This is a genomic window from Paenibacillus sp. MT124 (assembly GCF_058792755.1).
Window position 1 is genome coordinate 1,231,172 of the sequence record NZ_CM179500.1, and the last position, 18,686, is coordinate 1,249,857.

An 18,686-nucleotide genomic window follows, 5' to 3' on the forward strand; every position below is an offset into this window, starting at 1 on the left:
AGCTTCTATCTATGATTAGTCCTGTGTTTCCTCTTGCGGTTCATAGTCGAACCAATCGAATTGAGCTGATGTACCAGTTGTAACCAGAATCCTTTTTCAACGTATACAATCCATAGCTGAAAGAATTAATCGAACATACAGGAGGATCACATATGGATTCACGTGAAACATTGGATCAGGAGCTTGAGCAGATCTTAAAGTGGGAAAAGGAACAGAAGGATTTGTTCATTTGGGATAAAATCGGGCGTTTGCCATTTGCGATGCTGGATAAAGTCATGCCAAAAGCAATCAAACAGAAAATTGGTGATGCACTGAACGAAGTTGGGCAGTATGTACAGAACGGCGGCAAATTTCTCGTTCAGAAAAAGAAGGTAGCCAAGCTGCTTCAGGAAGAAGCGGAGAGATCGGGTTACTCCATGAAGGACCATACCTATCGTCTGGAAGAGGATGCCCAAGCAGAAGGGACTGCAAAAATTCATAGTGTAGAAAATCTGCCGCTTGAAGTGTTGGACCGCGTTGCCGACAACATTACGGAGAGCAGAACCAAATTTGCCGCAGCACAAGGTGCCGCAACAGGAATTGGCGGTATCGTAACGATCGCAGCGGATATCCCGATGGTGATGGGGCTTTCCCTGAAGGTACTGCAAGAGATGGCGTTATGTTACGGATATGATCCCGACGATCCCCAGGAACGGATATTCATTGTGAAGTGCCTGCAGTTCTCCTCTGCCGACATCGTAGGCAAGAAGGCAATTATTGATGAACTGGCCGAGTATGACAATCCGGACAAGCAAGTACAGGTCGTTTCACAAATGCAGGGCTGGCGTGAGGTTTTCAATTCCTATAGTGAATCCTTTGGCTGGAAAAAGCTATTCCAGCTTATCCCGATTGCCGGCATGGTGTTTGGTTCGGTAAGCAACAAAAATACGATTAGCGATGTTGCCGAAGCAGGTAAAATGTTATACAAAAAAAGGCTGATTCTTCAGCGCTTGAAGTAATAAACGATGTAATAAATCAAAGGGCTCCCGTCAATCTGTATACCAGATCGACGGGAGCCCTTTTGGCGTTTATGAAGCTTATAGAAGTGTAGTAGTATCCTTGTTTATTCCTCACTGCCGTTTTCATCCGCCCAGCGTTTCAATACCTTATCCGAAGGCAGCAGGAAGGTGAATATGCCGATCAGCGGCAGGAAGCTGCACATCTGCATGACTGGAGATACACCGAACACATCGATCCAGTTTCCCAGGACAAGTGCACCGAGTCCTCCCATACCGAATGCGAGCCCAGTGATTAATCCGGAGACGGTTCCGATTTTGCCCGGAATGAGCATTTGGGCATAAACGACAGTCACCGAGAAGCTGGATAGCATGATGAATCCGATAATGGTCAGCAGTACCCCGGTCCAGAACAGATTGGCATAAGGCAGCAGCAGCGCAAGTGGAGCGGCTCCGGCCATCGACAGGAAAATCATGTTGCGTTTGCCGAAGCGATCTGCCAGTGGACCTCCGAAGAACGTGCCGAGTGCGCCAGCGGCCAGGAACAGGAAGATGTAGATCTGTGCATCCTCTGTGGAGAGGCTGAACAATTCCTTCAGATTAAACGCATAGAAGCTGCCGATGGAAGCGACATACCATGAACGAACAAAGACCAGCATAATCAGAATCGTGATGGCAGCCGCTATCTTTTTGCGAAGTGCGGGATTTGGAGCACGACGGGCAGCTGCCTGTTTGCGAAGATAACCTCCGGATTGCAGCATGCGGCCGTACCAGCGGGCAATATAGATCTGTACGGCAATCCCCATGGCTGCAATGCCGGTGAATCCGATGGCACCGAATAAACCGAACGGGATGAAGATCCATCTCGTCAAGAGTGGAGCAAGAGACTGTCCGGCGTTGCCACCCACCTGGAAGATGGATTGAGCGAGACCCCGACGAGGCCCTGCGGCCATATGGGATACCCGGGAACCTTCCGGGTGAAAAGCTGCCGAACCAAGCCCGACAAAGATAACGGAAATCAGGACAGCCATATAACTGTCAGCAAACGCCAGCAAAAGCATGCCGGTGAACGTGAAGCCCATGCCGATCGGCAATATCGAAGGCGTCGGCTTCTTATCTGCAAACCAGCCTACAACAGGCTGCATAATGGATGCGGTAAAGTTGATAGCGAAGGATATCCATCCGATCTGTGTATATGTAAGATGCATGGAGTCTTTCAGGATTGGAAAAATAGCCGGTATGACAGACTGGATCGAATCGTTAAACAAGTGAACCAGACTGATGGCAATCAAGATCCGGTAAACGGTGCTCTGGGCATCCAATCCGGGTTGGTTTTTCGAACGCATGGCAGCGTCCTTGGATAATGAAGTTTGCATGGACATGTACTTTTCTCCTTTGGTCGCGGTCACGAAGGATCAGCGCCTGATAATGTAGTGTGCCTAAGCATATTGTTACATAATAGGATAGATTGTTGGAAGCGACAAGGGGAACAGGTGAATTCTAGAAAATAAATAATATATTATATTAACCGTTCTTTATAAGTTCGATCTATGCATTGATCGATTCAGGTTTTACATAAATAAAAGCCGAACTTCTTCGGAATGAAGAGTTCGGCTTTTGAGTGTTCTATTATTTTTCATATAACTTCACAGGAAGACAGAAGTGCCTGGAAATTAACGGTTATCAATCGTTTCCGGATACATATCATGATTCATCATCCGATGCTCGGCCATCTGTTCATACTTGGTTCCTGGCTTGCCGTAGTTCGTATACGGATCAATGGAAATGCCGCCGCGCGGCGTAAATTTGCCCCAAACCTCAATAAAACGCGGATCCATCAGCTTGATCAGGTCGTTCATGATAATGTTCACACAATCCTCGTGGAAATCCCCATGGTTGCGGAAGCTGAACAGATACAGTTTAAGCGATTTGCTCTCTACCATTTTTACATCGGGAATATAACTGATATAAATGGTGGCAAAATCAGGCTGACCCGTGATTGGGCACAGACTCGTGAATTCCGGGCAGTTGAATTTTACAAAATAATCGCGGTAAGGATGCTTGTTATCAAAGCTTTCCAAAATGCCGGGATCATACTCGAACGTATACTTCACGCCCTGGTTACCCAGCAGCGTTACATCTTTCATTTCATCAGGTTGTCTTGTCAATGGGTTAACTCTCCTTGTTCCGTTCAAGCGCGAAGCGCTCCGGTATATATGATAGGGATTCCAAGTTATAAATATGAAGCCGCTGGTTGTTTACGAAAAATTACATCATGCCGCCCATTCCACGAAGCTGTCCATGGAGCCGATCAAACGCCGCGTTTGTTTCCCCACACCAAGGTGTGCAGCTGTGGTAGCACGCGAACATCGTTCAGGTCATCTGATGCACTTACCTGATCAATCAGCCACTCATAACGGGCGAGCAGCGACGAAGCCAGATCTGGCGTCTCGGTAGAAGTGACGTCGGGGTTTCCGGTCTGCAAAAACAAATCGGTAGCCGGATACCGTTCATGCACGCGACGGGCATAATCCAAGTCTGCTTCATCGAAGATGACAATTTTCAGGCTGTGGCTGCGTCCTGCAGGGCCTGTGGACAATCGCTTAATGAGGTCATCCAGCACGTCCCAGTTAGTGTCCATGCCCGAGCTAGGCGGCTTGGGAGAGACGGTGACTTCGTCAATGTCAGCCAGCCAAGACTGCCAGCGGGAGCCCTGCGTCTCCACCGCAGTGCGGATGCCATTCTGCCGGAGCAAAGAAACCAACCCGCCCAGCGAAGCCAGCAGGGCAGGGTTCCCACCAGAGATGGTGACATGGGAGAATCGCGAACCGCCAACACGGCGCAGTTCAGCCCATACTTCCTCTGGTGTATTCATCTGGATCTGGTCCTTGCCACTGCCGTCCCAGGTAAATGCAGAATCGCACCAGGAGCAGCGATAATCGCAGCCTGCGGTGCGAACAAACATGGTTTTCTGTCCGATGACCATGCCTTCGCCTTGAACGGTCGGACCGAAAATTTCCATAACCGGGATGCGAGCTTCTTTGCTTTGTACGGAGGAAGCAGCGCTCACGTTTTCTTGCACACTACTCATCGATCATCCACTCCCGTCTAGCCTCGGCGTAGCTGGTTGGTGTCTCGTAGAGACGCACAAATTCGGTTCGGCCGCCTTCCGTAAGTCCTGCATAGGGTTCAGTCTGAAGCGCGTGTTCCATTTGTTCGAACAACCAGACGACCATGTTTTCAGCCGTGGTATTCATGAGGGGGAGCGTCTCGTTCAGATACTGATGATCCAGATATCCTTCAATTTGTGTTTTCCATATATCCTTGATGTGTCCAAAATCAACTGTCAGTCCGGTCTCGCCCGGATAACCGCTGATGCCAAAAACGACTTTATACGTATGGCCGTGCAAGTTCTTGCACTTGCCTTCATAACAATGCAGGTGGTGCGCAGCATCGAAGGTGAACTCTTTGCTGACCAGCACACGTTTGCGGTGATAACGCAGCTGTGAAGGCAGAATATCCTCCCCAATCCGCTGCAAATGATCAACTATGCGGAATGTTCCTGGCTCTCTCATCGTCCATCTGCTCCTACAGATGCCCCAGCAGAGCGCTGCTCCACGTAGCGATCCAATCCTGCTTTGCGCAGTTTGCATGCAGGGCATTCACCGCATCCATCTCCAATAACCCCGTTATAGCAGGTCAGTGTCCGCTCGCGTACATAATCGAAGGCACCAAGGTCATCAGCCATCTTCCACGTTTGGGCCTTATCCAGCCACATTAGCGGAGTATGAATGACAAACGGGTAGTCCATCGACAGGTTTAGCGTCACATTCATGGATTTAACAAACGAATCCCGGCAATCCGGATATCCGCTGAAATCGGTCTCACATACGCCAGTGACCAGATGACGTGCTCCTTTTTGCTTGGCGAGAATGGCGGCAAAACTGAGGAAAAGCAGGTTGCGGCCATCTACAAATGTGCTGGGCAGCTCGCCTTCTTCATGCGTAATTTCCACATCTGTACGGGTCAATGCATTAGGTGCGAGCTGGTTAAGCAGACTCATGTCCAGCACGGTTTGCTGTACATTTAGATCGTGTGCAATCGCAGCGGCGCATTCGATCTCCAGCTTATGACGCTGTCCATAATCGAAGGTCACCACCTCAACTTCAGCAAATTGCTGTTTGGCCCAAAACAAACATGTGGTACTATCCTGACCGCCGCTAAATACGACGACCGCTTTTTCTTCGTTCAACATAAAAAAACCTCTCCATCTTCTTAAGATCAATCCATGCACCTAGGCACAGAGTGTCGGAAGAACAGAGAAGTTCATGAACTGGCATCCATCAAAAAACACACCTTTCCTTAGGCTGCTAAAAAAACAGCACGGTAAAAGTGTCCTTAGTTTTTTACGTACGTCATACACGGTGTACGCAAGACTTGTAATGACCTGCGAAAGGTCAAGTCTTATAGAGGGAGTTCGCGAACCTCTCCCATGCCAGGAGGCATGGATTTTCTTCTTCAATTGTCTGAACCATTATAACACGAAACCGCCCGGTGACTACCCCGCATGTGTAATAAATGCGGAGAGCACCGGGCGGCTCATTTAATGATTACATTACCGAAGGGAATGACTTCCTTAAGGATGCGTTTGAACAGTCCTTCATCATTCAGGTCCCGTTCGAGTCTGCTATTCTCCCGTCCTGCCTGGAAGAGCACCGAGCCCTGTCCCGTCATTTTCCAGTGGTAGTTCATATGCTGACTGGCGAGATTATTTCCATACACCGTGAGTTCCAGCTTGGCATTCTCGGGATAGGCTATGATACTGCCTGCATCTACGTAAAGCGGGGCAGTAGGATGTAATTCCTGCTGGCAGACCTGGCCTTGGGTTAACAGTCCAATCTTGCCTTTGCCTGAGAATTTCATTTTGACAGCATCCTGCGTGATCAGCATGTTCTTGATCTTCTGGATCTTGGTATGCATGCTGACTCCGTCTGAGTAAAAGAAGAGATGCCGAAAGTCGTACAGCAAATCACTCTCCTCGGTGAGCTCCACTTCCTTCATGGTAAAACCGGGAGGGAGTGCAGCCACAAATTGGCAGGGGCCAGTGATTTCGGATTTGATCAGCTTTTTTTTGCGGACCATGCCTGAGATGTTCATGAACTTGTCATTGCGACTGCCGCTCGATCCGCGAAAGGCTACGATTTGCTGCGGGTGCAAAATATGAAGCCGGTCATTCTGGACCAGCGAGAAGGTTACCACTTGTCCAGCTCCGCCGGCCTCGGCAGTGTTCAGGTGTATGTGCATGTGCTTGCTCCTGTTCTTTTAGGCTCGGCCCGAACGACGACGCATTCCCCAGCGCATCACGCGAATCAGAACAAAATAGCCTAATATGAGGACAATGACGGTAATAATCATCGTTTGAATTCGCTTGGTCGTGGCATTTTTGGCATCTTGATCTTCCTGCAGTTTCGTGACCATATCGGTCAGCTTCTGGTTCTGTTCTATTAACTGCTCATTCTGGGCCTTGAATGCTTCAACATTGGCCTGGGCTTGTCCCAGTTGAGCAGAGGTTTCATTCAGTTGGTTCAGCGTCTGCTGGTAGCTTTCCTGCAGGGCGTTCACTTCACCGGGGAGCTCGGAAACGCGTTCCCACCCGCTGTATATGTCAGAGAATATATTGGCACTAGCTGCACTTACTGTAGATGAAAGTGAAACGGTAAATAAAATGCATGTGGTGAATAACACCCGAATGAAATGACCCTTCATGGGTTGTGGCATCATTGGCACCTTCTTTCGGTGAGGTTTTTCGTCTGCCGAATTCGTCGTCATTTGTTGAAATACGGCTCTTACATTATACGCCAAAAGCGGCGTGTTGGGTTCAGTACATTGCAAATTTTCAGGAAGGATCATTTGTTTAATTCAATGTGCAACAGGGTAATATACGTTCAAGGCAGCGCGCGGACAGTTTAAACATAATATCATTACCCCGGTTCCGGGTGCTTCCATTCACAATGACGAAAATAATAAAAATAATAATATATCCGATTTTTAGAATAAGATCGTGAATAAAGGAGAAGAAATATATGTACACAACAGAGCAAACGACACCAACCAAAACGATTATGATTACCGTAAACGGAGAGCCAATCGGGCGTAAACTAATCATTGATAGTGTGACTTACGCGCCTGTGAGAGAACCGGAATGGGCAGCATCCATGACAGAGATGGGAATGAATCAGCCTACCGTGTAAGTTGGGACTTGTCATAAATATGAAGCGGGGAAGCTTGGCATAATGCCAAGCTTTTTCGTCGTTTTATGTCGGATTTAGGCGGATTTAGGGATGTGAAAACATTTTAATGTAAAAATATTACGGGAACATATGTTCCGTGACAATATAGTGTCCATTCACCCTGATAACTTATAAGATAATACACATAAATCGGGGGAGAGACTACCAGTGAACTCAGTCTTTGAAGTATGTTATTCGTGGAACAGAGAGGCCATACCGACAGGGGGGGCCGACCCCGTATATATGATGGTGGAATGGCGTTACGGGGCCCCTGCCAAAAGACTTAGGAAAGTAGCACCTAAAATTGTGTCAAGAGACATGGAACTTTTGCTCAAACCGGAATTTGGAATTGAACTCAAAGGGATTTATGGTTGCCGATCAAAGGAGACCGACATCGGCTGGATTCTGCGGCTCGGCGATGTATACAAAGGGGAGAGTAAACAAATTCTCCTCGAATTTGCCATGGGCCCTCGTGTGTCTGGAAAAGCAGCCATATGCTCTGCCTACTGGAGCACACGTAAAGTGAAGCAGAGTCAGAGAGTGCTGCTGCGCCGTGAGCAATTGTATATTCAATATACAAGCCACCTGGGGATGTTAAGGCAGCCGGAGGACCCGAAGGTGGAGAAGACGATTAAACTAAGCGAGACCGTGCCGTTGATTAAACAAGCCCTGCGGGCCTATGAAAGGGGTCGTGCACAAGAGGGAAGCAATCTGCTTCGCAGGCATGCAGATGCCTTGTTGATTGAGGCAGCACGAAAGCAGGATCTGGATTATTACCAAGAAGCCGAAATTGTGGAGAAGCTGCGTTACCACTACGGAATCACGTATGGTGGAGCGTATAATAGCCACGGAAAAACCATGTTATGTGAGTAGGGACAAAGGACTATTGAGAATGATATGAAAATGAATGTTTCTACATAGAATTTAAAGGTGAAAATAAAGAGTGAGTCGAATGTACTATATATCATGATTAACAATTGGATGGAGTTGTATCGATTTTTTTGACAACTTAGTGGAGGGTCCGGCAAAATGACAGACCGACTGATCCGATTAATGCGCATTATAACTCTCGTGCAGGCGAAACCGGGAATTCTGGCCCGGGAGCTGGCCGAGCGATGCGAGACAACGGAAAGGACGATATATCGCGACATGGAGGCCCTCAGCGCAATGCATATTCCGATCGCCAATATGGGACACGGGAGAGGTTACATGTTTATCAGCAACTTTGCCATGTATCCGCTCAACTGGTCTGATGAGGAGGCTCACGCTTTTGCTCATTTGGCGGAGGTTATGGATGATATTCGTCCTTATCTGAAGCCTGCCTTCGAGAGCGCCTATGAGAAAGTGGTTGCATCGAATCAGAAGAACAAAACGGAGCGGGTAGAGTGGTCAGAGCAGATTGGCGGTTTATTTAAAACAGGGCTGCCTGCTTGGCAGAATGACGGCGATGAATGGAAAAGCAGTTCACTGGTAACTTTACTTCAAGCTGGCATGTCACAAAACACAATTGAGGCAGAATATCTCACTCAAAACATGAAGAAAGTGGTGCGGCTCGATCCGTATTGCTTGATTCCACGTGAGTACCGTTTTGATTTGTTGGCATACTGTCATCTTACGGAGACGCTTAGGATTTTTGAAGTAGAGAATCTGCAAAAGGTAAGGATTCTGCCTCGTACATTCCGCAAAGACGACTTTCTTTTGCAATCCCATTTCCGCAAATCGGGAGCTTGTCAAGAACAAGAATGGATTGCGTTCAAGATCCGTTTCTCCCGCGATGCTGTTGAGCATGTGATGCAGCAAAAATTTTTGGTGCGTCCCATTCTCACGATGGAACCAGAAGGAACATTACTGCTGGAGACCATTTTGGCTGAAGATCAGGAATTTTTGAGATGGCTTAGTCAATACGGGCCGGAGGCAGAGATTCTTGAACCCGAGGGATACCGGAGCGTAATGAAAGAACGCCTGAGACGCTGGCAGCAGTTGTATAGCTAATGCCCAGCGTGGACAGGCGTTCTTTTGCATGATTAAGAGGAAAGATAACACAGCTTATTCATTGGTTTTGAACAGATGAGCCAGATTACCGAAGGGTGAATCCTTCACATCGTCTTCTGTGCTGCTGGAATAGACAACCTTGGAAGCAACGCCTTCATCATCCGCGGCACAGTTGGTTTCCAGATTGAAGCGGTCGAATTGATGCATGAATACTTTGGCAGTATTGATGGCGTCATCCAGTGCACGATGCTGGGTGCCATCGAACTCGATTCCGCATAGTTCGAGTGCTTGAGCTAGTCCAAGCTGACGGAATTTGCCTTCCTTGCGAACGGTTCGCGACCACTGCTGCTGCAGGTCATTATGATTCGTGATCCAGGCAACATCAAGCTGGTGTGTGCGACAATGGGAGATCAGCTTGCTGCGGTCATCAGGTCCCCAGGAACACATGTAATAAACTTCGCTTCCCATCCAGGCGATAAAGTTTTGGAGTGCTTCAGGAAAAAGAGGAGCAGCATCAATATCTTTTTGCGTAATTCCGGTAAATTGAATGGTGTCTGTGGACAGCACCGACTTATTCGAGGGACGAACATAAGTATGAAACGTGTCGGATACATATAATCCGTCAGGTCCTTCCGTAACTTTTACCGCACCGATATCGATAATTTCAGAAGAGTAACGAGCGTTACGGCTAACCGTAAATTCAAGATCATAGATAATATATGGCATAGGACAAGCTCCTTTATCAATAATACATGTTCTCTATCTCTCTATATTACAGGGAAGCCAGCGGGATGTCAGCATCACCCGCGGAATTCTTCCTGCCCGTTATCTGCATGTAACACAGTAGTTGACAATTGCTTGCAAATGCACTAATGTGATCAAAAATGATAACAGCGATTAGTGAGGACATAATTGCGCCAGCCAGCTTCAATCAGAGAGGGAACCGATTGGTGAGAGGTTTCTGCTGCTGCTTCGTCATTCCCACCTCACGAGCTGCGGAAGAGAATGCCAGCAGGCTGCAACCTCCGCCGGACTGGGCCCGTTACGCCTCAGAGGACTGTATGATTCCGTATTGCCTATTGGGGAAACGGGACGTTTGTTCAGCATGCCCGGGGGAACCCGAGACGTGTTAGTGAACGTAACCATGCAGTTAAATAAGGGTGGTACCACGACACATTCGTCCCTTGACGGATGTGTCTTTTTGCGGTTTATCCACTCATTTTGCAAAAATGATCAGGAAGATGAGGAGTGTGGAATGGATGCGTCAAAGTGAAATGCTTGTTCCAACATTACGTGAAGCGCCGGCAGAAGCGGATGCAGCTGGACATCGCTGGCTGCTTCGTTCAGGCATGATTCGCCAGCTGGCAGCAGGGATATACAGTTATTTGCCGCTGGGGCGGCGTATACTGCTTAATGTCGAGCGGATCGTTCGTGAAGAGATGGATCGTGCCGGTTGTCAGGAAGTACTGCTGCCTATTATGCAGCCGGCAGAGCTGTGGGAGGAATCGGGAAGATACAGCCAGTACGGCCCTGAGCTCATGCGTTTGCAGGATCGCCACGATCGAGAGTTCGCCCTTGGACCAACCCATGAGGAAGTGGTGACTGCTCTTGCGCGTGATGAGGTCAATTCCTACAGGAAATTGCCCTTCACGTTATATCAGATTGGAACCAAGTTCCGGGATGAACGGCGTCCAAGATTCGGCTTGCTGCGTGGCCGCGAGTTTATTATGAAGGATGCGTATTCTTTTGCTTCCGACTGGGAAGAGCTGGATCACACGTATCAGGCGATGAATAAGGCATATTCACGCATTTTGGAGCGCTGCGGTCTGGAATATATTCGTGTAGAAGCAGATGCAGGTACAATCGGTGGTCAGGGAGAAACACACGAATTCATGGCACTGGCTGATGTGGGAGAGGATACAATTGTATCCTGTAGGCAGTGTGGGTATGCTGCGAATATCGAGAAGGCAGGATACCAGACAAATGGAGCTGTAACCCAGCATACAGCTGAATTCCGGTCCAATGCCGCGGACCAATCGCTAATCCGAATCCATACACCCGCCATTCGTACCATTTCCGAGCTCAGTTCCTACGTCGGTGAGGGACCCGAGCACATCATCAAAACACTGCTCTATCAAGCGGATGGTCAACTGATTGCTGCACTTGTTCGCGGGGACCATGAAGTGAATGATATTGCGCTCAAGCATGTATTGGGTGCCGAGGAACTCATTTTGGCTGACGAAGAAGCGCTGGCAAAACGTTCGGATTTGAAGGTTGGTTTCCTGGGACCTGTTGGTCTGGATCTGCCACTTATCGTGGACACGGATGTGGCTGCAATGGGGAGTGCTATTACTGGCGGCAACGAAGTCGATATGCATTTGTCGGGTGTTCGCCCGGGGGTGGATTTTGCTTTTGACAAAGCACGGCAAATTCGCTTCGCGGCTGACGGGGATAACTGCCCTACATGTGGGGCCAAGCTTGTATTCACCAAAGGCATTGAAGTAGGCCACATTTTCAAACTGGGCACCAAATATAGTGATGCCATGAACGCTTCATTCTTGGACCGGAATGGTCGCCAGTGTGCCCCTGTGATGGGATGTTACGGTATTGGAGTGTCCCGTCTGATGGCTGCCATTGCCGAGCAATATGCTGGAGAGGACGGAATAAGGTGGCCGGCAGCTGTTGCGCCATATCAGATTCACCTGATCCCCGTAAACTGGAAAGATGAGCAGCAGCGTCAGCTTGTCCTGGAACTTGAACAGCTGCTAGGGGATGCGGGATACACGGTACTGACGGACGATCGGGATGAACGTCCCGGGGTGAAATTCAAGGATGCGGAACTCATTGGTTTGCCGGTGCAGATCGTGGTTGGCCGGGGCGCTGCAGAACGGAATGTCGAATTAGGGTCCCACACTCTTGCCCGCAAAGGGGAAACCAAGCGGATTAGCATGAGTGTGGAAGAGGCACTGACTCATGCCAAGGAAGTGCTCTAGTCCGTAGATAATCTAAGTTGTCCGAATGTCAGTGAACTGTAAATTCGTGTCATAAAGAGACATATTTATAGGTCCGCATATTATGAAACATTCCATTTTTGTGGGATATTTTGAAATAAAGCATCAAAACAAGGCCTATAGACATATGAATTAACAGAATCATATGCATGATGCCGTACAAAATGACTACTCTTTACTAATGTGTACGATGCATTTTAACTTTTTTGAAAAGTACACGTTCCGCTGATTGGATTGAAGTGTGGAAAGACGTGCAAATATGCAAAGTGTTTTTGTATATTTTATTCGTCTGGAACACGAACAAATCGCGCAACAGTGGCGATTATGCGCATATTTTCTATAGTTCACGATTAGGGACTCAGAGAGTGTGTGTACGATAGAGCAGGTTTGAGGATTTATTTTTGCCGCAAAGGTATTTCAATCGTTTTTGCCTGTAAAACTCATAAAGGAAAGACAAAGTGTTGCTTTCACATGAGAAGCAGAAAGGGTGCTCCTTCAGCCAGGTTGGCTTGAGGAACACCCTTTTTCTGTTACTGCTATCATCACGTCTGATTCAATCGATCTGTGGAGCAGGTCACACTATTCGAATATTGGTTTGCTGCTTAAGAAGCAGCAGGCAGCTTCAGTTGTTGACCAGGATAAATCCAGTGAGGATTTTTGATGCTGTTCAACTTTTGCAGCGCTTGCCAGGTTGTGTTGTATTTTTTGGAGATGGAGTACAGGGAGTCTCCGGATTTTACAACATATACTTTGGCAGGAGCTGGTTTGTTTGGTGTCGGTTTTGAAGGTTTTTCTGGTTTTGGTGTTACCGGTTTTGGTGTTTCTGGCTTCGGTGTAGCTGGAGCCGGTGTCTCTGTCTCTGGAGCTTCCGGTTCAACTACAGGTGTTTTTGCTTCCTTGATTCGGCCATCTGTTTTGATGTCCACAGCGCCAAGCTTCTGCATGTATTCAATCAGTGCTTCGTCCATTGCACCGTACATGCCGGAGATGGTGTATTTGTTGAACATGGTGTACTCGTCACCGCCAACGGCTGTGAAATCGTTTGTAGCCAGTGTATACGTGGCTTCCGGATCAAGAGCTTTGCCGCCAATCATCACGGAATGTACACGGCTGCCTTCAGCAGCTGAAGTATCGATACTGAACGTCATGCCAGATACTTGCGGGAAACCACCGCTTGGTTCCGGATAGGAGGCTACCCCGTTTTCAAGGGCTGCCAGAACATCAGAGCCTTTTACATCCAGCGTTACAACCTGATTACCAAAAGGAAGTACAGTGATAATGTCGCCTTTGGTTACGATACCTTTTTCAATGGAAGCACGGATACCGCCGCCGTTCGTAAGTGCAATATCTGCATTGCTGACATCACGAAGGGCATCTGCGAGCAGGTCACCCAGGTTTGTCTCGCCAGCACGGACTTGTTCGCGTTTACCATCAAGCAGGATCGCTGTATTGGCCACTTCTTCTTTAAGAATAGGTTCTTGTTCTTTTTGAATGGAGTTCACGAGTGCTGCTACTTTCTCATTCGGTTTAATATCTTTGGCTTCTGTTTCATCAATCAATGTAGCTTGTTTCTTCGTTACCTTGCCGCCGTCTACCCACAGATCGATGACACCTACGAAGTTGGTGTACTCTCCGGCACTCGCGATCAATGTTCCGTTGTCGGATACGAGACCATCCTGCAGAATGGTGTGGCTGTGTCCGTCGATGAATACGTCAATACCCGGAACTTCTTTTACCACTTTGAAGCTAGTGTCTGTACTGGAAGCATCTTGTCCAAGGTGTCCCAGAACAACAACGATATCCACTTTGCTGCGGATTTCGCTCACTAGAATTTTGGCTTCCGCAGCTGGGTCAGTAATTTCAAGACCTTCAACATTTTTTGGATTGGTTTTGTACATGGTTTCAGGTGTAGTCAAGGCGATGATTCCGATTTTGACACCGTCAACTTCTTTGATGAGGTAGGGATCAAAAAGACGAGTTCCGTCTTTTTTCTTCACGTTCGCACTAATCATTGGGAAATTCATCATGTCCGCAAGCTCAACAAGGTGCTTGGAACCGTAGTTAAATTCGTGGTTACCCGGAACCATGGCCTGGTAGCCCATTTCATTCATGACTTTGACGATACTCTCGCCATTCACGAGTGTTGCAAAGGTAGTACCATGCACAGCATCCCCTGCATCAAGCAAAAGGGTATTTGGATTCTCGCTGCGGTATTGGTCAGCAATCCCTGCCACTTTCGCATAGCCCATTTCAGGCGAAGCTTCAACTGCACGTGCATGTGTGTCATTCGTATGTAGAATCGTAATGTGTGTACCCGTGCCCGGAGTTGTATCCGTTGCAGCGGCCGCAATTCCTACACTGCCAAACAGTAAGCAAGCCGTTAGCAGAAGTGAAACGTAAGTCTTCCAGATTTTCATATGAATCTGTACCCTCCCAAAAATATGATCTGCCTGAGCTCTCGCACAGCTCAAATTGTATTTTAGCAGACTATGATTAGGAAATCTCGTGGTTTACGTAAAAATAGGTAACCTGAAAGTGACATCTGATCGACTGATTGGGAAATAAAGTTTAACACTCAGATTAATGAAACGTATGTTCTTATATCGAGTAAAAAAAATGCTGCGCTTCGCGCGGCAGTCCTGTACGTAAACAGAATTTCTCCAGGGATTCATCAGGTTCCGGCATGACTCCTGAGGTCAATAATTGAATGGCAAAACGATTGGCCTGTCTTTCGAGCTTGCCGGGAGCAAAATAGGAGTGTTCCTCCAAAAAGAAACGATTGATGCCTTTGTGCAATCGGTCGTGTCCAAGTTCATGAGCGCATACAAACCGCTGCCATTCCGGCGGAAGTTCACTGTGAATGACAATAAATCTGCGGCGGAGCTTGCGGAAATACAGCCCTTTGGTAGACTTGCCCAAATTGGTGAAACGGATCTGTATTCCAATGGCTCTGGCAATGCTGAAGGGGCAGTTGGTCCGGTGTTTTCGAATCAGCTTTGTTACCATCTCGTCCATATCATCTCACCTGCTGCTTCATTGTAATCAGCTTTCCATGCCTCATTGGCGGCTGTCCGGTTCATCGTTTTTCTTGCGTTTGTTCATCTGCTTGGCTTCCCAGAACAGTCCGGTGAGCACATCCTTGATACGTTTTTTGTCTTCGTCATCCAGGGGAATTCCGTCAAACATCAGATCGTCTTCGTCCTCGAGCATTTTCTTGAAATCACGCCGGTCTTTGTACGTTGCCCATTCGGGAATGTCCTGAGCTTCGCTTGCTGCATTTGCTGCTTCAATATACCCTGCCTGTTTCATCATGTCGGCATAGGGGACGGAGAGGGCATCTGCCAATTTGCGGATCGTGGCTGGTTTCGGAACACCGCGGACTCCATTTTCAATGCGTGAAATTTGTGAGTTGCTGATTCCTGCTGCTTCGGCGAGCTGATTGATGCTATAGCTCTGCTGTTCCCGCAGTTGTTTCAGATAAGGACCAAAAGCGTGCTCCACAATTCATGCCAACTCCTTCAATTCGTATAAGTAACTGAATGATAGATTAAGAAATCTATTTACACCGGGGCACTCCGCAGGCAGAACAACCTTCCGATCACTGTTATCCCCAGATTTCCTTATTCCCTTTTCTAAAGTGAGAAATCCGGTGATAAACGTGACCGCTAACGCTTCTTCAGGTTATTTCTGCCCTCTCCGTTAACGGTGAAATGGTAACCATCTTAAGCTATAAAAATTTACTCTCATACGAGGGATCTGTAATTATCTGTACTATAACGTATATATACCATTAGGTAAAGGGAATTGAAACAATTATGCCAAAAGGTATAGAAAATAGGAGCGAAGGTTTTATTTTATCGTCAAAATGACCCAAAATGAAGGTTTACTCTAATCTCCAATAAGTGGTATCCTCAAATAGAAATACGAACAAAATACGAACATAACCTTAAATTTGAACGATTTGTATGCACTGGAAACCGGAAGTCTTGAGGTATGAAGCTCATCGGAAGTGATTCCAGAAGGCAACGCAAGAGACCTGGACAATGGCCGTTATTTCTCTGAAAAGACTGTATAACACTCATAAAAGAAGTGAAGCTTAACGTGTTTCATTTTAGACCAAACCCTTAAGGAGGAGAATGAATATGGAATTATTGCTGCCTGAACTGGATCGACGCAAAACGCAAACGGCCGTGGAGGCTGCGCTGGAGAAATACCGAATTTATAAAACGATTGCCTTTGAAGAACGTGAGGTCATGGTCACGGCGAGTTACACGGAGCGTTTCCATGGGCCTACCAATGTCACAGGGGATTCAACTGCCAGAACGGCGATCTACAATGTGGATGTGCAGCGTGCACGTCAGGCGTACTGCGATACAATTGATTATATCGTGTCTCGTCTGAGTGAGAAGGAACGGATACTGGTTTGTGAACGGTACCTGAAAGATGATGACGTGTTTGATTACAAGGTGTACAACCATGTATTTGATCCGCCTGTGAGCAAGGATACGTATACCAAAATCAGAACCCGTGCCTTCTATAAAATGGCCCTCGCCTTATCCGATCGGGGACTGATCAATGTGGAGCCGCTGTCCATATCCCGCAAGAGCCGCCAAAAGCTCGGTTAAAACGATTGGAAGTTCGTCCTTTAAACTCCTGAAATGATTGTATACAATAATGAAACAACAACACTTCGATGGAACAAAGGAGAGAAATCCGCATGCCGCAAGATTCCGGAATGCAGGAAATGTACACGCTGAAAACCATTGCGGAGACGCTGAACACATCCAACGATCTGAGCCCGATGCTGGATACGGTAGTAGGCAAGCTGCTGGAGCTGACGGGGCTTACGACAGGCTGGGTGTTTCTCATTCGTGAGGGCGGAGAATATTCATGCGTATCGGACTACAACCTGCCGCCGGCTCTGCTTCATCAAGACAAGGAGCCCATGCGCTGTGGAACATGCTGGTGTGTAAACCGTTTCCGGGATGGTAGACTCGATAATGCCGTCAACATTATTAACTGCAAACGGCTTGAGGATGCCACGGAGCATCAGTGGGGAGATACGCGTGACATCACCCATCATGCAACGGTTCCGCTGCGATCGGGTGAGAAAATGATAGGATTGCTCAACGTTGCCGCACCAGGCAAAGAGCATTTTAGTGAAGGGGAGCTGGCGCTTCTGCAGGCCGTAGCCTATCAAATTGGAAGTGCCATGGAGCGCATGCGATTATATCGCGGCGAGCAGAGAAGAGCGGATCAGTATGCCAGGCTGGGGGAGTTCAGCAGAGCGCTGGGGCTGGAACTGAACGAGTGCAGCAATGCTGACGATATGGCCAGGACGGTGGTCAAGCTGCTTGGACAGCATTACGAATGGCCTTTTGTTGCTCTGATAGCTCAAAAAAATGGAGCTCTCAGCATACAAACGGCGTATGCCAGTGCCTTGGAAGACTCATTGCTAGTTAGCGAGATACCGCCGGAGACGGATCGCCTACTACAACGTGTGATTGAATCACATCGCGCCGAAATATTGTCAGCAGCCGAGATGGTAGAATTGTCTCAGGTTTGCGGCACAAGGCCTCTCGATTCTGTTATGTCTTCAGGTCTGGCTGCTTCCATACCACTCAGCCCTCCCGGGGAAACAGCCGTGCTGGTCGCCCAGCTTGGTTCGGAAGTGGATTCTCTTCTGTCAGACCGCGAGGTTATGGATGCGCTGGCAGAACATATTACAGCTTCTTGGGAAAGTCTGAGACTTGTCGAGAATCGCCGTGAATTAACCCGTCTGGAGGAGCGAAACCGATTGGCTCGGGATCTGCATGATTCGGTAAACCAAATATTGTTCTCGCTCTCGTTGACCGCCAAGGGAGCAGAGAGCATGTTGTCCGGTACAGCAGAGCTGCATCCGGCGGCTGAAGCGATGAGAGATATCCGTTCGTTATCCCAAGAAGCTCTGAAGGAAATGCGAGCACTGATCATGCAGCTTCGTCCCGCCGGACTCGAATCCGGTCTGCTAAGTGCACTGCAGGAGTATGGTACGAATCAGGGGCTGCAGGTTGTCGTCAACCGAACCGGCATGCGCAGCCTGCCTCGCAATATAGAAGAGGGTTTATGGCGAATTGGACAGGAAGCCCTGAATAATGTACGCAAACATGCGGAAGTTACAGCGGCAGATATTACTCTCCAGCTAGGGGATACCGAAGCCGTGTTTATTGTTAAGGATCGGGGAAAAGGTGGAGCCAAAAGAAAGCAACCCCTGCCTGCCCGTTCGCTCGGTCTGTCCATTATGAAAGAGCGGGCGCAGTCGCTGGGAGGCAAGCTTGATCTTATAAGTTCATCCCGTACGGGAACATCGGTAACGGTAGTTATTCCACTCCCGTCCGAATTGGGTTAATGTCAGGGGG

At 48.1% G+C, this 18,686-nt stretch carries 18 protein-coding genes; 7 read left to right on the forward strand and 11 right to left on the reverse strand.

From position 1 onward, the window contains the following. Positions 1-152: 152 nt before the first annotated feature. On the forward strand, positions 153-998 hold the full coding sequence (locus AC3RCI_RS05640; RefSeq protein ID WP_430198388.1) for an EcsC family protein: 846 nt from the start codon (positions 153-155) through the stop codon (positions 996-998). 104 nt (positions 999-1,102) lie between these two features. Here AC3RCI_RS05640 and AC3RCI_RS05645 read toward each other — a convergent pair whose 3' ends face one another. From AC3RCI_RS05645 to AC3RCI_RS05675, 7 genes are all read right to left on the reverse strand, one after another. Further along, on the reverse strand, positions 1,103-2,377 hold the full coding sequence (locus AC3RCI_RS05645; protein WP_095288916.1) for an MFS transporter: 1,275 nt from the start codon (positions 2,375-2,377) through the stop codon (positions 1,103-1,105). Between the two features lie 291 nt (positions 2,378-2,668). After that, positions 2,669-3,142 (reverse strand): preQ(1) synthase, encoded by a 474-nt coding sequence (queF, locus tag AC3RCI_RS05650; protein ID WP_183523012.1) that lies wholly within the window; start codon positions 3,140-3,142, stop codon positions 2,669-2,671. A 164-nt stretch (positions 3,143-3,306) separates the two neighbouring features. Further along, a complete protein-coding gene (gene queE / locus AC3RCI_RS05655) occupies positions 3,307-4,086 on the reverse strand; it encodes a 7-carboxy-7-deazaguanine synthase QueE (RefSeq protein WP_336781172.1) in 780 nt (259 codons plus the stop codon). Beyond that, complete coding sequence (queD, locus tag AC3RCI_RS05660; RefSeq protein WP_492472090.1) at positions 4,079-4,570, reverse strand: 6-carboxytetrahydropterin synthase QueD; 492 nt, start codon at positions 4,568-4,570, stop codon at positions 4,079-4,081. Before queD ends, queE begins: the two co-directional genes overlap by 8 nt. Next, the gene (gene queC / locus AC3RCI_RS05665; RefSeq protein ID WP_492529808.1) at positions 4,567-5,247 is read right to left on the reverse strand and encodes a 7-cyano-7-deazaguanine synthase QueC; all 681 of its coding nucleotides are present in this window, start codon (positions 5,245-5,247) and stop codon (positions 4,567-4,569) included. The genes queD and queC overlap by 4 nt, the downstream gene beginning before the upstream one ends. A 347-nt stretch (positions 5,248-5,594) precedes the next feature. Then, positions 5,595-6,299 carry an AIM24 family protein gene (locus AC3RCI_RS05670; RefSeq protein ID WP_127538070.1) on the reverse strand — a complete coding sequence of 235 codons (705 nt, stop codon included), beginning with the start codon at positions 6,297-6,299 and terminating at the stop codon, positions 5,595-5,597. 18 nt (positions 6,300-6,317) lie between these two features. Next, the gene (locus tag AC3RCI_RS05675) at positions 6,318-6,776 is read right to left on the reverse strand and encodes a hypothetical protein (RefSeq protein WP_492527925.1); all 459 of its coding nucleotides are present in this window, start codon (positions 6,774-6,776) and stop codon (positions 6,318-6,320) included. 302 nt (positions 6,777-7,078) lie between these two features. Here AC3RCI_RS05675 and AC3RCI_RS05680 point away from each other — a divergent pair, with 302 nt between their 5' ends. The 3 genes from AC3RCI_RS05680 to AC3RCI_RS05690 all read left to right on the forward strand — a co-directional run bounded on the left by AC3RCI_RS05680 (position 7,079) and on the right by AC3RCI_RS05690 (position 9,277). Beyond that, the gene (locus tag AC3RCI_RS05680) at positions 7,079-7,246 is read left to right on the forward strand and encodes a hypothetical protein (protein WP_170948122.1); all 168 of its coding nucleotides are present in this window, start codon (positions 7,079-7,081) and stop codon (positions 7,244-7,246) included. A 207-nt stretch (positions 7,247-7,453) separates the two neighbouring features. After that, entirely contained in the window at positions 7,454-8,158 is a 705-nt protein-coding gene (locus tag AC3RCI_RS05685; protein WP_127538072.1) for a hypothetical protein, read from the forward strand. A 156-nt stretch (positions 8,159-8,314) separates the two neighbouring features. Further along, a complete protein-coding gene (locus tag AC3RCI_RS05690; RefSeq protein ID WP_336781169.1) occupies positions 8,315-9,277 on the forward strand; it encodes a helix-turn-helix transcriptional regulator in 963 nt (320 codons plus the stop codon). A 54-nt stretch (positions 9,278-9,331) separates the two neighbouring features. Here AC3RCI_RS05690 and AC3RCI_RS05695 read toward each other — a convergent pair whose 3' ends face one another. Then, positions 9,332-10,003, reverse strand: coding sequence for a 3'-5' exonuclease (locus tag AC3RCI_RS05695; RefSeq protein WP_127538074.1), 672 nt, complete (start codon positions 10,001-10,003; stop codon positions 9,332-9,334). A gap of 533 nt (positions 10,004-10,536) precedes the next feature. On the opposite strand from AC3RCI_RS05695, the gene AC3RCI_RS05700 reads away from it, so the two are divergent. Beyond that, positions 10,537-12,270, forward strand: a complete 1,734-nt coding sequence (locus AC3RCI_RS05700; protein WP_492527927.1) for a proline--tRNA ligase — start codon at positions 10,537-10,539, stop codon at positions 12,268-12,270. Between the two features lie 620 nt (positions 12,271-12,890). Here the strand turns inward: AC3RCI_RS05700 and AC3RCI_RS05705 are convergent. The 3 genes from AC3RCI_RS05705 to AC3RCI_RS05715 all read right to left on the reverse strand — a co-directional run bounded on the left by AC3RCI_RS05705 (position 12,891) and on the right by AC3RCI_RS05715 (position 15,792). Then, entirely contained in the window at positions 12,891-14,705 is a 1,815-nt protein-coding gene (locus tag AC3RCI_RS05705; protein WP_492527929.1) for a 5'-nucleotidase C-terminal domain-containing protein, read from the reverse strand. Positions 14,706-14,886: 181 nt separating this feature from the next. Then, the gene (locus AC3RCI_RS05710; protein WP_095360761.1) at positions 14,887-15,303 is read right to left on the reverse strand and encodes an ImmA/IrrE family metallo-endopeptidase; all 417 of its coding nucleotides are present in this window, start codon (positions 15,301-15,303) and stop codon (positions 14,887-14,889) included. Positions 15,304-15,345: 42 nt separating this feature from the next. Beyond that, positions 15,346-15,792 carry a helix-turn-helix domain-containing protein gene (locus AC3RCI_RS05715; protein ID WP_127538077.1) on the reverse strand — a complete coding sequence of 149 codons (447 nt, stop codon included), beginning with the start codon at positions 15,790-15,792 and terminating at the stop codon, positions 15,346-15,348. Between the two features lie 638 nt (positions 15,793-16,430). Here AC3RCI_RS05715 and AC3RCI_RS05720 point away from each other — a divergent pair. Both AC3RCI_RS05720 and AC3RCI_RS05725 read left to right on the forward strand, forming a co-directional pair. After that, positions 16,431-16,913, forward strand: a complete 483-nt coding sequence (locus tag AC3RCI_RS05720; protein ID WP_154892681.1) for an ArpU family phage packaging/lysis transcriptional regulator — start codon at positions 16,431-16,433, stop codon at positions 16,911-16,913. 92 nt (positions 16,914-17,005) lie between these two features. Continuing rightward, entirely contained in the window at positions 17,006-18,676 is a 1,671-nt protein-coding gene (locus AC3RCI_RS05725; RefSeq protein ID WP_492527931.1) for a GAF domain-containing sensor histidine kinase, read from the forward strand. Positions 18,677-18,686 lie beyond the last annotated feature (10 nt).

Bases quoted from the DNA above. Each gene is read 5' to 3' on its own strand.
- AC3RCI_RS05640 (WP_430198388.1), top strand. From the start codon at position 153: ATGGATTCACGTGAAACATTGGATCAGGAGCTTGAGCAGATCTTAAAG.
- AC3RCI_RS05645 (WP_095288916.1), bottom strand. From the start codon at position 2,377: ATGTCCATGCAAACTTCATTATCCAAGGACGCTGCCATGCGTTCGAAA.
- queF (WP_183523012.1), bottom strand. From the start codon at position 3,142: ATGAAAGATGTAACGCTGCTGGGTAACCAGGGCGTGAAGTATACGTTC.
- queE (WP_336781172.1), bottom strand. From the start codon at position 4,086: ATGAGTAGTGTGCAAGAAAACGTGAGCGCTGCTTCCTCCGTACAAAGC.
- queD (WP_492472090.1), bottom strand. From the start codon at position 4,570: ATGAGAGAGCCAGGAACATTCCGCATAGTTGATCATTTGCAGCGGATT.
- AC3RCI_RS05670 (WP_127538070.1), bottom strand. From the start codon at position 6,299: ATGCACATACACCTGAACACTGCCGAGGCCGGCGGAGCTGGACAAGTG.
- AC3RCI_RS05675 (WP_492527925.1), bottom strand. From the start codon at position 6,776: ATGATGCCACAACCCATGAAGGGTCATTTCATTCGGGTGTTATTCACC.
- AC3RCI_RS05680 (WP_170948122.1), top strand. From the start codon at position 7,079: ATGTACACAACAGAGCAAACGACACCAACCAAAACGATTATGATTACC.
- AC3RCI_RS05690 (WP_336781169.1), top strand. From the start codon at position 8,315: ATGACAGACCGACTGATCCGATTAATGCGCATTATAACTCTCGTGCAG.
- AC3RCI_RS05695 (WP_127538074.1), bottom strand. From the start codon at position 10,003: ATGCCATATATTATCTATGATCTTGAATTTACGGTTAGCCGTAACGCT.
- AC3RCI_RS05700 (WP_492527927.1), top strand. From the start codon at position 10,537: ATGCGTCAAAGTGAAATGCTTGTTCCAACATTACGTGAAGCGCCGGCA.
- AC3RCI_RS05705 (WP_492527929.1), bottom strand. From the start codon at position 14,705: ATGAAAATCTGGAAGACTTACGTTTCACTTCTGCTAACGGCTTGCTTA.
- AC3RCI_RS05710 (WP_095360761.1), bottom strand. From the start codon at position 15,303: ATGGACGAGATGGTAACAAAGCTGATTCGAAAACACCGGACCAACTGC.
- AC3RCI_RS05720 (WP_154892681.1), top strand. From the start codon at position 16,431: ATGGAATTATTGCTGCCTGAACTGGATCGACGCAAAACGCAAACGGCC.
- AC3RCI_RS05725 (WP_492527931.1), top strand. From the start codon at position 17,006: ATGCCGCAAGATTCCGGAATGCAGGAAATGTACACGCTGAAAACCATT.